This is a genomic window from Stenotrophomonas sp. Steno-Z10-BAI (genome assembly GCF_056393115.1).
In genome coordinates, this window is record NZ_JBWJOZ010000005.1 from 149,683 (window position 1) to 163,350 (window position 13,668).

Sequence of the window (13,668 nt, forward strand, 5' to 3'; positions counted from 1 at the left end):
GCCCATGTTTGGCAGCAACAAATCCAACCGCGACGGACATCTGGTCGTGGACGCGCTGATCGGCGCGCAGGTGGTGATCCGCGGGGACGTGGAATTCAGCGGTGGCCTGTATGTGGAAGGCACCATCCAGGGCAAGGTGATCGCCCAGGACGGCGCCAGCAATGCCACCCTGACGGTGGCCGAGCACGGTGCCATCGAGGGCGAGATCCGCGCCCAGGTGGTGGTCATCAGCGGCCGCCTGGATGGCGATGTGCACGCCACCGAGCGGGTCGAACTGACCCCGAGCGCCCGCGTGACCGGCAACATCCATTACCAGGTGGTGGAAATGCACGCCGGCGCCCAGCTGACCGGCCGCCTGATCCATACCTCGGCGCAGATGGCCCTGCCGCCGCCGTCCGGGGATGCGGACCAGGGCAAGGGCAAGGACACTGCGGCCCGCAAGAAGCTGGCCGAGGCGATGGCCTGAATCGCGCCCGCGCGACAACTTGAAACCGTGCTCATGCACCCCCATGCTGGGGGCATGAGCACGCTTGTTTCCCTGCCCGGCGCTCCCGCCGCCGCGCCGAACTACCAGTCCCTGGACCGTCCGCTGAACTTCACCGAAGCCGCTGCGGCCAAGGTCAAGGAGCTGATCCAGGATGAGGGCAACGCTGCCCTCGCCCTGCGCGTCTACATCGAAGGCGGCGGTTGTTCCGGCTTCCAGTACGGGTTCGAGTTCGATGAGAACCGCGCCGAGGACGATCTGGCGGTGGATACCGCCGGCGTCACGCTGCTGGTCGATCCGTTGAGCCTGCAGTACCTGATGGGCGCCGAGGTGGATTACACCGAAAGCCTGACCGGCGCGCAGTTCGTGATCCGCAATCCGAACGCCAAGACCACCTGCGGCTGCGGCAGCAGTTTCAGCATGTGATGTGCGCGCAACCGGCCTGATGGTCGGTTGCCGCTTGCCAGTCCCGCCGAATGTGGGCAGGCTCTTGCGATGTCCAAATTCTCTTCGCAGCTTTCCGGTTTCGCTTTCGTCAGCGAGCCGCTGGAGCGCGCCGATACCCTGCGCGATGACGCCGATGCGTTGTTGCGCCTGTGGCCGGACGCGCGTGTATTGGTGCTCGACCAGGACGGCACCGCGCTGGCCGCCCACGATGGTCAGCCGCTGCCGCTGACCGGCGCGGATCTGGGCGGTGGCCCGGGCACCGCGATCTTCCTCGGCCTGCGCGGCGAGCAGGCGTGGTTCTCGATGGAGGCCGCCGGGCTGTCGGTGACGGCGCCGCAGCGGGTCGACCTGCGCCAGTCCGCCGCGACCTGGTCCATCGCCGATTCCACCGCCTTCTGTTACGCCCGGGGCATGTCCTACTGGCAGTCGCGCACCCGCTTCTGCGGGGTGTGCGGCGGCGCGGTGACCTTCAGCCGCGGCGGCTTCGTCGGCCGGTGTGGCCAGTGCGCCACCGAACACTACCCCCGGGTCGATCCGGCGGTGATCGTGGCCGTGGAGAACCAGGGCCGGCTGCTGCTCGGCCGCCAGGCGAACTGGGCCCCGCGCCGTTATTCGGTGTTGGCCGGCTTCGTCGAGCCGGGTGAATCCCTGGAGCAGACCGTGGTCCGTGAGGTCTTCGAGGAGAGCCGGGTGCGCGTGCGCGAGTGCCGCTACCTGGGCACCCAGCCATGGCCGTTCCCGGGCGCGCTGATGCTGGGCTTCGCCGCCACGGCCGAAGACGACGTACCGACCGTGAACGGCGAGCTGGAAGATGCGCGCTGGTTCACCGCCGAGGAAGTGGGCGCCGCCCTGGCCCGGGATGTCGAGGATGACGGCGAAGGCATCCGCCTGTCCCCGCCGATCTCGATCTCGCGCAGCCTGATCGAGCACTGGTACCGCCAGCAGATCGCCTGACCGTCGCCTGCCGTTGCCGCAGGCTGAACACGCGGCGCGGTACATTACCAACGGCCCGGGGAATTGCCGGGCCGCAAGGCATAGTAGCGGCGCGTCCCACGTCCCGAGCCGGAGGCTTACATGTTCACCACCCTGGTCGCCGTGCTGGTTGCCTTGGCCCTGGGCCATGTCGCGCCGGGCGCGGCCGTCGCGCTGCGGCGTTTCGGCCTGTACCGGCGCTGGCTGCAGTGGCTGGGCCGGCACGCCGCCGAAGACGGGGTCTGGCGCGGCCGCAAGGGCGCCTGGCTGGCGGTGCTGCCGTTCGTGGCAGCGCTGGGCCTGCTGCAGTGGCTGTTCGATGACCGCGTCTACGGCCTGCCGTCGCTGTTGTTGGGCGTGCTGGTGCTGGTGATGTGCTGGGGCCCGCGCGACCTGGACCGCGATGTCGAGGCGGTGATCGACGCCGATGACCCCCACGCACGCCACCTGGCGATCGCGCAGTTGCAGTCCGCCGGTGGCAGCCTGCAGGAAGACGTCCCCTCGCTGGTCGAAGCAACCGTGCTCAACGCGCTGAGGCGCTGGTTCGCCGTGCTGTTCTGGTTCCTGCTGCTGGGCCCGGTCGGCGCGCTGCTGTATCGCCTGCTGGCCTTGCTGGCGGTTGGCCCGATGCGCTCGCTGGCCAGCGTGGAAGCGGTCGCCGGTGCGCGCGGCGTGCTGGCCTGGCTGGAGTGGCCGGTCGCGCAGCTGATGTCGCTGTCGATGGCGCTGGTCGGCAATTTCGATACCGCGTTCAAGGCCTGGCGCGAGGCGCACGGCAATCAGTGGTCGGCCTCGACACACTTCCTCGGTGCGGTCGCGCGGGCAAGCGTGAGCGCCGAGCTGCGCGAGGATGCGCACGATTACAGTGATGCGGGGATGGTGCCGGTGTGGCGTCGTCTGCCGGAGCTGCGCGATGCGATGAGCCTGGTGTGGCGCATGCTGCTGCTGTGGATGGCGGTGCTGGCGCTGCTGGTGATCGCCGGTTGGGTCACCTAGCGGTCCGGCTCAGCCCGGCGCCAACCAGGTAAACGGCACCCATGGCAGGTTGCGTGCGATCCAGTACGCGGGCAGCAGGATCAGCCAGAAGGCGGGCTTCATCAGCAGCGTGATCAACGGCTGCAGCGCGCGTGGCCGCCAGCCCAGTGCCCAACCAAGTACCAGCGGGGCGATGGCCAGCATCAGCATGGCCAGCGGATTCATCGAGAACGCGGTGACCACATCGCCGTGGGCCAGCGCGTGCAATGCACGCGTCAGCCCGCAGCCGATGCAGTAATACCCGGTGACCGCCAGAAAGCTGCACGGCGGGAACGGACTGCTGGCGCTGTTGGGGTCGTAGTGCCGCAGCATCCAGACCCCCGCACCGGCCGCCAATGCGGCCGGCGGCAACGCCGCCAGCAACCAGCGCCTGCCGTGCAGCGCGATCATCAGCTGGCGCTTTCGATCTGCTGCTGGAACTGCTGCATCTGTTCCATGTAACCGTCCACGCCCATGAAGGCCAGCGAGATCACGAACAGCACCACGCCGGCGATCAGGAAGCCGGTGGTGACCCAGGCCCAGATCTTGGCGTTCTTGGAGGCACGACGTGCGCCTTCCAGGTCGCCCTGGTTGAGCAGGCCGTTGACCTTGCTGGCGAACACGATTGCGACCACACCGGTGACGATGCCCGGGAAGCTCAGGCACGACAGGCAGCACACGAAGAACGCCAGGATGGTGACGACGATCGACCAGATCAGGTGGTTCGGGATGCTGCCCGGGGCGGGCGGCAGGGGGGCGGTGGCATTCATCAGCGAAACTCCATTTGCTTGGGTGGGTGGGTGCGTACGAGGTGTCCCGGGCGGTAATCTAACCGATGTGCCTGCCTCTATGTATACGGTTACATGCAGGCAGGGCGGGGCTCATGCCTGATCGCCGCGAAGTTGCCTGACCTGGGTTTCCAGCATCGGCGCGGTGGCGACCTCGCCGGCGATCGGCGCAGATGCGACGACCTCGACATGCGCGCGGAAACGGCGTGGCACACGCATGCGGCCCAGGCGCGTGTCGCGGCGGCTCCACATGCTCGACCACATTCCGCGCAGCGCCATCGGCACCACCGGTACCGGGCGACGCGCCAGGATGTTCTCCACGCCCGATTTGAACGCGCCCATCTGCCCATCGCGGGTCAACGCGCCCTCGGGGAAAATGCAGACCAGCTCGCCCTCGGCCAGCGCCTTGTCCACCTCATCGAACGCGGCCTGCATCAACGCCGGATCCTCACGTGCGCCGGCAATCGGGATCGCCTTGGCGGTGCGGAAGATCCAGCGCATCACCGGGATGTTGAAGATCTTGTAGTACATGACGAAGCGCACGGGGCGCGGAAGGGTCGCCGACAGGATCAGCGCGTCCATGTAGCTGACGTGGTTGCATACGATCAGTGCCGCTCCCTCGTCCGGCACGTTGGCTTCGATGCCGTGCGCACGCAGCCGGTACAGCGCGCGCACCATCACCCAGCTGAGGAAGCGCATCAGGAACTCGGGCACGATCGTGAAGATGTAGATCGACACCACGGCATTGGCGATCGCCAGGGCCAGGAACAGCTGCGGGATGGTCCAGTCCAGCACGCGCTGGGTGAGCAGGCCCAGCCCCGCCGCCAGCACGATGAAGCCGGAGTTCTGGATGTTGAGCGCGGCGAACACGCGCGACATTTCCGATTTGGCCGTGCGGCTCTGGATCAGGGCGAACAACGGCACCACGAAGAAGCCGGTGAACAGGCCGATGCCGATCAGATCGATGATGATGCGCGCGCTGCCCGGGGCCTGCACGAACTGCCAGATCGACAGCCCGGCCGCGGCGGCTTCGCCGACGCGGGCGAAGTACAGGTCGAGCATGAAGGCGGTCATGCCGAACGCGCCCAGCGGCACCAGGCCGATTTCCACGGTGCGCCCGGACAGCTTTTCGCACAGCAGCGAACCGGTGCCGGTACCCAGCGAGAACAGCGCCAGCGCGAAGATGTAGAGCAGGGAGCCGCCACCGAGGTTGACCTCGGCATAGGTCGGCAGCTGTGAGGTCAGCATGGTGCCCACGAACCAGAACCAGGACACGCCGAGAATCGCGTTGCGCACGGCCTTCTGCTTCTTGGCCATGCGCAGCACCGCCAGCGACTCGGGCAGCGGATTCCAGTTGATCTTCAGATCCGGCGCGCCGGCATCGACCTTCGGGATCATCCGCGCGGTGAGGTTGCCCGCCACGGCCAGTACGATCACGGCGGTCGCGGCGACGATCGGGCCATGGCTGCCGGACAGCGCGAAGATCAGGCCCCCGGCGATCATCCCGGTGAGGATCGACAGCGAGGTGCCCATCTCGACCAGGCCATTGCCGCCGGTCAGCTCCTCGGGCTTGAGGATCGAGGGCAGCACCGAGTACTTCACCGGCCCGAACAGGGTGGACTGCATGCCGGTGCAGAACAGCGCGACCAGCAGTACCGGCATGCTCTCGGTCAGGAAACCGAGTGCGGCCAGCGACATGATCGCGATTTCCATGGTCGTGGTGATCACGATCAGCCGCGATTTCTCCAGCTTCTCCGCGATCTGCCCGGCCAGCGCCGAGAACAGGAAGTACGGCAGGATGAAGATCGCCGGCGCCAGGTTGGTATACAGCGAGCGCTCTTCGATCGGCGTGCCGAGGAAGAACAGCAGCGCGATGATTGCCTGGCGGTAGACGTTGTCGTTGAACGCGCCCAGCGACTGGACGATGAAAAACGGCAGGAAACGACGTTGCCTGAGCAGAGCGAACTGACTATGGCCGGACATGGAGACTCCTTGCGAACCGGCGCAGCCTAGCATTCTCCCTGTTGGCGCAGCATGGCAGCGGGGCGCACCGCCCCGGGGCGGTCGCTCACGACCGTGGGTCGTAAGACGTTCAACATCCGTAGCGACCAACGGTCGATACCTACCCCAGCGTGCGCGCGGCCTCGTTGGCGGCACCGCGCAGCTTGGGCAGCAGGCGCAGCATCAGCCCCATCTGGGTGCGGATCAGCTGCAGCTTGGGCGGCATGTCGTCCGGGATCTGCTCCAGCTGCTCGGCCAGGGCCCGGTCGCCCTCGTTGGCGTCTTCGGCCACCGGTTCGCGCTGCTCCAGCGCGCGCGCGATCTGCTGCATCGCCTGCTGCACCCGTTCGCCGCCAGACAGCGCGAGCGGATCCTGGCCGTAGCTGTCCAGCTGGGTGCGGTGGGCGCCCAGTGCGGAGAGATGGCCGAGCAGGGTGTTGGACAGCGCCAGGAAGCGGAAGCCGGCATCCAGATTGCGGCGCACGTGACCAGGCTCGCGCAGCATGTTCGACAACGCAGTGGACAGCGCCGCATCGGCGTTGTGCATGTCACGGCGCGCGATACGGTACGCCAGGTCGTCCTGCATGCCGCTGCCGTACTGGCCGAGCACGGCGTGCAGGTACTTGGCGCAGTTGTCGAGCACACGCGCCATCACCAGGTTCAGTCGCCGGCCCTGCCAGTCGGGCAGGATCAGGAAGGCGGCCGCCGCGGCGATCGCGCAGCCCAGCAGCGTATCCACCAGCCGCGGCCAGATCAGCAGGAAGCCATCGCCGATCAGGTTGAAGCAGGTCAGCGCCATCACCGTGATCGCCGCCGAGGCCACCAGGTAGCGATCGCTGCGGGTGAAGAAGAACAGCAGTGCCGAGAGCAGCGCGATCAGCAGTTCGATGCGCAGGTCCTGGAACAGCTGCATCAACGCCCAGGTCAGCACCAGACCGATCAGCGTGCCGGCGATCCGTTGCGCCAACCGCTGGCGGGTCGCACCGAAGTGTGGGCGGCACACGAACACGATGGTGAGCAGTACCCACGAGCCGTTCTGGGCGTTGAACAGCCGGATCGCGGCGAAACCGACGATCAGCGCCAGCGCCATGCGCAGGCCATGCCGGAACAGCACCGAGCCGGGCGTGAGCTGCTGGCGGATGCGCACGCCCATCTCGCGCAGGGTGTGCGGGTTGGTATCGCGCAGGCGGGTATCGACGTTGTCCAGGGTGGACTCGGACTTCTCGGCCTCGGACAGGCGACGTTCGATGCTCTGCAGGTTGTGGCCGAGCAGTTCCAGCGAGGCCAGCAGACGCTGCCACTGCGGGTTGTGCTGGGCGCGCAGCCAGGTGAGCGAATCGGTCAGGTCCGCGGTGGCCTGCTTGGTGCGCTCGCCGTACTGGAACGGCTGGCGCAGGCGGATCGCCTGGCCGAGGTTGGCACAGGCCTCCCCCTGCAGCGCGAGCAGGCGCTGGCAGCGGTACAGCACGTCACTGTGGAAGAACGCTTCGGTGAGCGCGCCGTAGGGATAGTGCGAGGAACTGGCACGCTCATGGAAGTCCTGGGCCATGTAATACAGGCGCAGGTACAGGCCAGACTGCACGCCGGGCCGGCCGGAGCGGCCAAAGCGCGCCAGGATCGCGGTCTTGGCGATGTTCAGGGCCTCCACCACGCGCCGGTTCTGCTCGGCCAGGGCGAGCTGGCGCTTCTGCACGTCCGCATCGCGGACCGGTTCGAACAGATCGGCCTTGAGCTGCAGGTAACGGCCCAGTTCCAGATACAGGCGCGCCACCCGCTCGCGCACGGGGCGATTGGCGAACAGGGCGGTCCACAGGATCGAGAGCAACGCGTACCAGACCGCACCGGCCAGCAGGTGACTGACCGCATTGATCGCCTGGGACAGATCGGCCGCGCCGTGCTGCTCCAGCCCGATCATGGTGTAGATGGCCAACGTCACCGTGGCCTGCGCGATCGAGGCATAGCGCTCGCCGAGCGCGCCGAGCAGGGTCAGCCCGAAGGTCGCTACCGCCAATGCGGTGATGAACCACCACGGATGCGGGAACAGCAGCACCACCGCTGCGGCAGCGGCGACGAAGCACAGCAGCGACAGCGCCACCGATTTGATCCGGCCCCACCAGTTGTCGTCGGTCTCGGCGATCGCGCTGGCGATGATGCCCAGGAACACGCCGGGCAGCGCGGTCAGCTGGTCCAGGTACCAGCACAGCCCCATCGCCGCGGACAACGCGATGAACACCCGCAGGCCATAGCTGGCCTTTTCATGCGCCCACAGGCGGCTGACGCGGGTTTCGAACGAAGGCATGGCGACTCGGCGGAAGGCAGGCCGCCATTATTGCCGGAGCGGGGTGAAGGGGACACCTTTACGTGGGTTGGAATGGCGCTGGTAGTGCCGGCCGCTGGCCGGCTTCCGACAATGCCGAGGAGCCGGCCAGCGGCCGGCACTACCCGCATGCATCCGGCTTACATATCGAACCGCACGCTGACCGCGAAGGTGCGCGGCAGGCCCACGCCTGCGTTGGACCAGTACTTTTTGTTGGCCAGGTTCTCCACGCCGGCGCGCCAGGTGACGGGGTGGCCGGCGGCCTGCATGCGGTAGCCCACGCCGGCGTTGACCAGCGTGTAGTCGGGCAGCTTGAGCGTGTTGTCGGCGTCGTAGTAGACGTCGCCGTAGTAGCGGGCCAGTGCGTACACGCTCAGGCCCTCGATCTGCGGGATGCTGTAGTCGGCGTGCAGCACGCCCTGCCAGCGGGCCGCGCCGGCGGTGCGGTTGCCTTCCTGGCTGGCGCTGCCCGGCGAGAGTTTGTCGTAGGTCGGGTCCAGCCAGGTCACGCCGCCACCGAGGGTGAAGGCATCGGTCAGGCGCACATCGCCACTGACTTCCACGCCTTCGTACAGGGTGATGCCGTCCTGCACCAGCAGCTTGCCGGCGGACGTGATCAGGTCGATGTTGGCGCCGCGCTCCAATCGGAAGGCGGCCGCATTGGCGCTCCAGCGCGGGTACTCGATCTTGGCGCCGATCTCGTACTGCTTGCTGATGGTGGGGTCGAGCACGTCGCCGGCGTTGATGTAATCGCTGCCCACGCGGCTGCCGGCTTCCAGCGATTCGACGTAGCTGGCATACAGCGTCACGGCATCGGTCGGCTTGTACATCAGGGCGTAGGTCGGGGTGACCGGATAGGTGTGGTACGCGCCCTTGTTTTCGAAGTCGTTGTAGCGCGCGCCGGCCAGCAGCGACCAGCCATCGGCGAAGCTGACGGTGTCGCTCACGAACACCGCCTGCTGCACGGTTTCGCTGCCGCGGCTGAGCACGCGTGAGCCGACCGCATCATGGCGCAGCGTCGGACGCTGATAGATGTTGCCGCGGCCGAGCGTGTTCCATTCGTACGGGCGGTCCCAGCCCAGGCCCGTCTGGTGGGAGACGCCGGCAACGACCTGGTGCGACAGCGGGCCGGTCTGGAAGCGGCCCTGCACGATGGCCTGGGCCAGCTTCCACTCGCTCTTGCCGCCGAGCTCGTAGGTGTTGATGTCGTAGTCGCCGTTGACGTCATCGATGTAGGCGAAGATCTTGTTGACGTCATTCCAGGAGGTGGTCACGCCATAGCTCAGGCTGGCCTTCCAGTCGCTGTTGATCTGCCAGTTCAACGCGGTGGAGAGCAGGCTGGAGCGGGTGTCGTAGTAGCTGCCGTCGATGCTGTTGTCGATGTCGCCGGCCAGCGGGCGCGGCAGCTCGGTCAGGCCGATGAAGTAGTACTGCGGGGATTCGTTGCTGAGATCGCGCGACTGGAACACGCCGTCGAAGGTCCAGGTGAGGCGGTCGCTCAGGCGTGCATCCAGCGACAGCGCGCCGACCTTGCGGTTCACCTCGCCGCCGTTGAAGGTCTCGCCTTTCTCCTGGTACGCATTGAAGCGGTAGCCGAACATGTCTTCGTTGCCGAAGCGCCCGCCCACATCGACCTGGCCGCTGACGATGCCCGCCTCGCGCCAGCCGAGCTGCGCCGACAGCGTGGTGACCTCGGTCGGCTTCCTGGTCACGTAGTTGACGATGCCGCCGGGCTGGCCGAAGCCATACATGAAGCCACCGGGACCCTTCAGCAGTTCCACCTGCTCCATCACTTCCAGCGGCCACTCGGTGCCCCACGAAGAGACCTGCAGGCCGTTGACGCGGTAGCTGTCGTAACTCAGATCGATGCCGCGGTTGCGGATCGGCGAGCTCCAGCCGCTGGCGTAGGCGCTGACCTGGGTGACCACGGACGGATCGGTGAGGAAGGCCTCGCCAAGCGAGACCACCTGGCGCTTCTCGATGTCCTCGCGGCCGACCACCGAGATCGCGAAGGGGGTATCGCGCACGGCACGGTCGCCCAGGGCGCCGGTGTCGGTATGGGTGCGTTCGGCGGTGACCTTGATCGCATCCAGGTCGGTGGCCGAGCGCGTCCGGACGCCGCCATCCGGTGCGGACTGGGCGTGGGCGGTGCAGGCCGCGGCCAGGGAAAGAGCGAGCAGGGCCGGGCGCAGGGCACGGCGGCCCGGCACCACGGCCGGGAGCGAAGACACAGACTGGCGCATGTTGTGGGGGTCCTCCGCGGACAGCAGCACACCGTCCGCGATCAGAAGAAGGCGGAAATAGAGGGGTGGCTGAGTCGTCAGGCGTGCCGCGTCAGCGGCAGCGGGGCATCGCGGGGGGCAGTGCAAGGACCGTGGCTGATGCGAATTGTTCTCCTTTGGGCCGGAGGCGTCAATCCGGCGGGATGCCGACCCACGGTCGGTACCCCGCCGCGCAGGGGCCACTCACTGCAGACGCACTGCCTTCATCGCGCGGCAGCGGCCCGTTTCAACGCTCGCTTCTCACGGCGCCGCGCCCGGCGAGCCACCCAGCGCTCGCGCAGGCACGAGAAGATCACGTACAGCGCCGGGGTGCTGAGCAGGGTCAGGCTCTGCGAGAACAGCAGGCCGCCGATCATCGCGATGCCCAGCGGGCGGCGCAGTTCGGAGCCTTCGCCCAGCCCGATCGCCAGCGGCACCGCGGCCAGGATCGCCACCATGCTGGTCATCATGATCGGGCGGAAGCGCACGATGCTGGCTTCGCGTGCGGCTTCCAGCGGCGTCTTGCCATGCTCGCGCTGCGCCACCACCGCGAAGTCGATCATCATGATCGCGTTCTTCTTGACGATGCCGATCAGCAGCACCAGCGCGATCATCGAGATCACCGACAGCTCGGTGTTGGTGCCATACAGCGCCAGCAGCGCGCCCACGCCCGCCGCCGGCAGCGTGGACAGGATGGTGACCGGGTGGATCAGGCTTTCATACAGCATGCCCAGCACCAGGTAGACGGTGATGATGGCCGCCATCACCAGGATCAGCATCGCCATCGGGTCCGAATCGAAACCGAACCCGGCATCCTCGGCCAGGCGGATGTCGCCAGGCATGCGCATGCCATTGACCGTGCTGTCGATGATCGCCTTGGCCTCGCCCATGCTGGTGCCGGGGGCGAGGTTGTAGCTCAGGTCCATCGTGGTGTACTGGTTTTCGTGGGTGATCTGCGACGGCGCCAACCCTGGCACCTGTTCGGCGACCGCTGTGATCGGCACCATCTCGCCATTGCCGGCCCGCACGTAGATCTGGTCCAGCGCGCCCGGTGTCGCGGTCTGCTCGGGCAGGGCGTTGACCACCACGCTGTACTGGTTGATGTCCGAGTAGATCGTGGAGATCTGGCGCTGGCCGAAGGCGCCGTAAAGCGCGCCATCGATGGCACCGACCGACACACCCAGGCGAGCGGCCTTGGCGCGGTCGATCACGATGTTCTGGCGCAGGCCGGCGCTGTCCACGTCGGTGCCGACGTCGGCCAGCTTCGGGTTCTTCTTCAGCGCGGCCTGCAGTTTGGGCAGCCATTCCTGCAGCTGGGCCAGGTCGTTGCCCTGCAGCGAGACGCGGTACTGCGCGCCCTGGCTGGCCCCCCCGCCGTCATTGCTGGGCAGATCCTGGATGGCACGCAGGCGCAGCTGCAGATCGGGGTAGCGGTCCGCCTTGGCGCTCAGGCGCGCCAGGGCCTGAGCGGTGGTTTCGCGGCGCCCGTCCTTGCGTGATTTCAGTTCAACGTTGAACTGCGCGCTGGAGCCCTGGCGGCCACTGCCCAGGCGCACGCCCACGGTCTTCACCGCCGGGTCGGCCATCAGCATGTCGGTGATGCGCCGCTGGCGGTTGACCATGTCGTCGAAGGAGACCGTGGCGCTGGAGTTCGCGCGGCCCCAGATCAGGCCGGTGTCCTGGGGCGGGAACGCGCCCTTCTTGACCGCGCCGAACAGGAAGATGGTCGCGCCGATCAGCAGCAGCGGGGTCAGCGACAGCAGCAGCGCGTGGCGCAGCGAGAAGTCCAGCAGCTTCACGTAGATCCGCAGCATGCGGTCGTGGCCGGCATCGAGCAGGCGGCCGAAGCGACTGGGTGCGCCGGCGTCGGCATGCGCGCTCAGGAAGCGGCTGCACAGCGCCGGGGTCAGGGTGAGCGAGATGACCATCGAGACCACGATGGCCGCCACCAGGGTGACGGTGAACTCGCGGAAGAACGCGCCCATCATGCCCTTGGCGAACAGCAGCGGGATGAACACCGCCACCAGCGAGGCGGTGATCGAGACGATGGTGAAACCGATCTCGCGCGCACCGGTGACGGCGGCCTGCATGCGCGTCATGCCCTCGTCGAGGTGGCGCATGATGTTCTCGATCACCACGATCGCATCATCGACCACGAAGCCGATCGCGATCACCAGCGCCAGCAGGCTCAGGTTGTTCAGGGTGAAGCCCAGCACGTACATCACCAGTGCCGCACCGGCCAGCGACAGCGGCACGGTCACTGCCGCGATCAGGGTCGGTGCCAGCCGGCGCAGGAACAGCGCCATGGTCAGCACCACCATCGCCAGTGCGATCAGCAGGGTGATCTGCACTTCATGCAGCGAGGAGCGGATGGTCGGGGTGCGGTCGAAATAGGGGGTGAGCGTGGTGCCCGGTTCCAGGTAGTCGCGCAGGGTCGGGATCTGCGCCTTCACCCGGTCCACGGTTTCCACGATGTTGGCACCGGCGCGGGTGAACACGTACATCACCACCGCCGGTTTGTGGTTGAACCACGCGGCTTGGTAGGCATCCTGCTGCCCGTCGTAGACGTTGGCGATGTCCTGCAGGCGGATCACGCGGCCGTTGTCGGCGGTCTTGATGACGAGCTGGGCGAAGTCGGCTGCGCGCGCCACCGAGTCGTTGGCGATGATCGCGGTGGTGGTGTTGCCATCGGTGAGGAAGCCGGTCGGCGAGGTCACGTTGGCCGCGCGCACCGCGTTGCGCAGGTCATCGGCGGTCAGGCCGAGGGCGTTCATCAGGCGCAGGTTGACGTCCACGCGCACGGCCGGCGTGGAAGCACCGGCGATATCCACCGAGGACACGCCGGTGATCTGGCGCAGGCGCTGGGCCAGCAGCGAATCAGCGACGTTGTAGAGATCATCAGCCGACTGCGTTTCCGAGGTCAGCGCGATCGCGATGACCGGGTCATCGTTCGGGTTCGCCTTCTGGAACATCGGCGTGCCCAGCCCGGCGGGCAGGTCGGCCTGGGCCGAGTTGATCGCGGTCTGCACATCCAGCGCGGCCGAATCGATGTCGCGGTCGCTCTGGAAGATCATGAAGACCAGCGAGCTGCCTTCCGAGCTGGACGAGCGCATGCGGTCGATGCCCGGCAGCTGGCCGAGGTGGCGTTCCAGCGGCGCGGTCACCGTGGAAGCCATGGTCGTGGCATCCGCGCCGGCCTGGTTGGCGTGCACGAAGATCACCGGGATCTGGATGTTCGGCAGTGCCGACACGCCCAGCTGCAGGTAGCAGATCACGCCGACCACGAACAGGCCGATGGCCAGCAGGGCGGTGCCGATCGGGCGGCGGATGAACGGGCCGGAGATGTTCATCGAACGCCTCCGCAACGGCCTGCGGTGCTCATCA

At 67.3% G+C, this 13,668-nt stretch carries 10 protein-coding genes; 4 read left to right on the forward strand and 6 right to left on the reverse strand.

Features of this window, described 5'->3' with window-relative positions; genetic code table 11:
- The first annotated feature begins 4 nt into the window (after positions 1 to 4).
- From AC06E9_RS13905 to ampE, 4 genes are all read left to right on the forward strand, one after another.
- Positions 5 to 466, forward strand: coding sequence for a bactofilin family protein (locus tag AC06E9_RS13905; protein ID WP_121040591.1), 462 nt, complete (start codon positions 5 to 7; stop codon positions 464 to 466).
- A gap of 54 nt (positions 467 to 520) precedes the next feature.
- Positions 521 to 910 carry an iron-sulfur cluster insertion protein ErpA gene (erpA, locus tag AC06E9_RS13910; RefSeq protein ID WP_019185327.1) on the forward strand — a complete coding sequence of 130 codons (390 nt, stop codon included), beginning with the start codon at positions 521 to 523 and terminating at the stop codon, positions 908 to 910.
- Positions 911 to 979: 69 nt separating this feature from the next.
- On the forward strand, positions 980 to 1,885 hold the full coding sequence (nudC, locus tag AC06E9_RS13915) for an NAD(+) diphosphatase (RefSeq protein ID WP_478056239.1): 906 nt from the start codon (positions 980 to 982) through the stop codon (positions 1,883 to 1,885).
- A gap of 120 nt (positions 1,886 to 2,005) precedes the next feature.
- Positions 2,006 to 2,899: a regulatory signaling modulator protein AmpE gene (gene ampE, locus AC06E9_RS13920; protein WP_478049991.1), complete on the forward strand. Its 894-nt coding sequence runs from the start codon at positions 2,006 to 2,008 to the stop codon at positions 2,897 to 2,899.
- Between the two features lie 9 nt (positions 2,900 to 2,908).
- Here the strand turns inward: ampE and AC06E9_RS13925 are convergent, their stop codons facing one another.
- The 6 genes from AC06E9_RS13925 to AC06E9_RS13950 all read right to left on the reverse strand — a co-directional run bounded on the left by AC06E9_RS13925 (position 2,909) and on the right by AC06E9_RS13950 (position 13,634).
- Positions 2,909 to 3,328 (reverse strand): DUF2752 domain-containing protein, encoded by a 420-nt coding sequence (locus tag AC06E9_RS13925; RefSeq protein ID WP_121040585.1) that lies wholly within the window; start codon positions 3,326 to 3,328, stop codon positions 2,909 to 2,911.
- Positions 3,328 to 3,687 carry a CD225/dispanin family protein gene (locus AC06E9_RS13930; protein ID WP_121040583.1) on the reverse strand — a complete coding sequence of 120 codons (360 nt, stop codon included), beginning with the start codon at positions 3,685 to 3,687 and terminating at the stop codon, positions 3,328 to 3,330. Before AC06E9_RS13930 ends, AC06E9_RS13925 begins: the two co-directional genes overlap by 1 nt.
- Before the next feature lie 111 nt (positions 3,688 to 3,798).
- Positions 3,799 to 5,688, reverse strand: coding sequence for an MFS transporter (locus AC06E9_RS13935; protein WP_478056240.1), 1,890 nt, complete (start codon positions 5,686 to 5,688; stop codon positions 3,799 to 3,801).
- Positions 5,689 to 5,827: 139 nt separating this feature from the next.
- A complete protein-coding gene (yccS, locus tag AC06E9_RS13940) occupies positions 5,828 to 8,005 on the reverse strand; it encodes a YccS family putative transporter (RefSeq protein WP_121040579.1) in 2,178 nt (725 codons plus the stop codon).
- A 158-nt stretch (positions 8,006 to 8,163) separates the two neighbouring features.
- Positions 8,164 to 10,266, reverse strand: a complete 2,103-nt coding sequence (locus AC06E9_RS13945; RefSeq protein WP_226956564.1) for a TonB-dependent siderophore receptor — start codon at positions 10,264 to 10,266, stop codon at positions 8,164 to 8,166.
- A 242-nt stretch (positions 10,267 to 10,508) separates the two neighbouring features.
- A complete protein-coding gene (locus AC06E9_RS13950; protein ID WP_478056241.1) occupies positions 10,509 to 13,634 on the reverse strand; it encodes an efflux RND transporter permease subunit in 3,126 nt (1,041 codons plus the stop codon).
- Positions 13,635 to 13,668: the final 34 nt, after the last annotated feature.

What these genes read in the sequence shown, in the direction of transcription:
- AC06E9_RS13905 (WP_121040591.1), top strand. Translation starts at nt 5, where the DNA reads ATGTTTGGCAGCAACAAATCCAACCGCGACGGACATCTGGTCGTGGAC.
- erpA (WP_019185327.1), top strand. Translation starts at nt 521, where the DNA reads ATGAGCACGCTTGTTTCCCTGCCCGGCGCTCCCGCCGCCGCGCCGAAC.
- nudC (WP_478056239.1), top strand. Translation starts at nt 980, where the DNA reads ATGTCCAAATTCTCTTCGCAGCTTTCCGGTTTCGCTTTCGTCAGCGAG.
- ampE (WP_478049991.1), top strand. Translation starts at nt 2,006, where the DNA reads ATGTTCACCACCCTGGTCGCCGTGCTGGTTGCCTTGGCCCTGGGCCAT.
- AC06E9_RS13925 (WP_121040585.1), bottom strand. Translation starts at nt 3,328, where the DNA reads ATGATCGCGCTGCACGGCAGGCGCTGGTTGCTGGCGGCGTTGCCGCCG.
- AC06E9_RS13930 (WP_121040583.1), bottom strand. Translation starts at nt 3,687, where the DNA reads ATGAATGCCACCGCCCCCCTGCCGCCCGCCCCGGGCAGCATCCCGAAC.
- AC06E9_RS13935 (WP_478056240.1), bottom strand. Translation starts at nt 5,688, where the DNA reads ATGTCCGGCCATAGTCAGTTCGCTCTGCTCAGGCAACGTCGTTTCCTG.
- yccS (WP_121040579.1), bottom strand. Translation starts at nt 8,005, where the DNA reads ATGCCTTCGTTCGAAACCCGCGTCAGCCGCCTGTGGGCGCATGAAAAG.
- AC06E9_RS13945 (WP_226956564.1), bottom strand. Translation starts at nt 10,266, where the DNA reads ATGCGCCAGTCTGTGTCTTCGCTCCCGGCCGTGGTGCCGGGCCGCCGT.
- AC06E9_RS13950 (WP_478056241.1), bottom strand. Translation starts at nt 13,634, where the DNA reads ATGAACATCTCCGGCCCGTTCATCCGCCGCCCGATCGGCACCGCCCTG.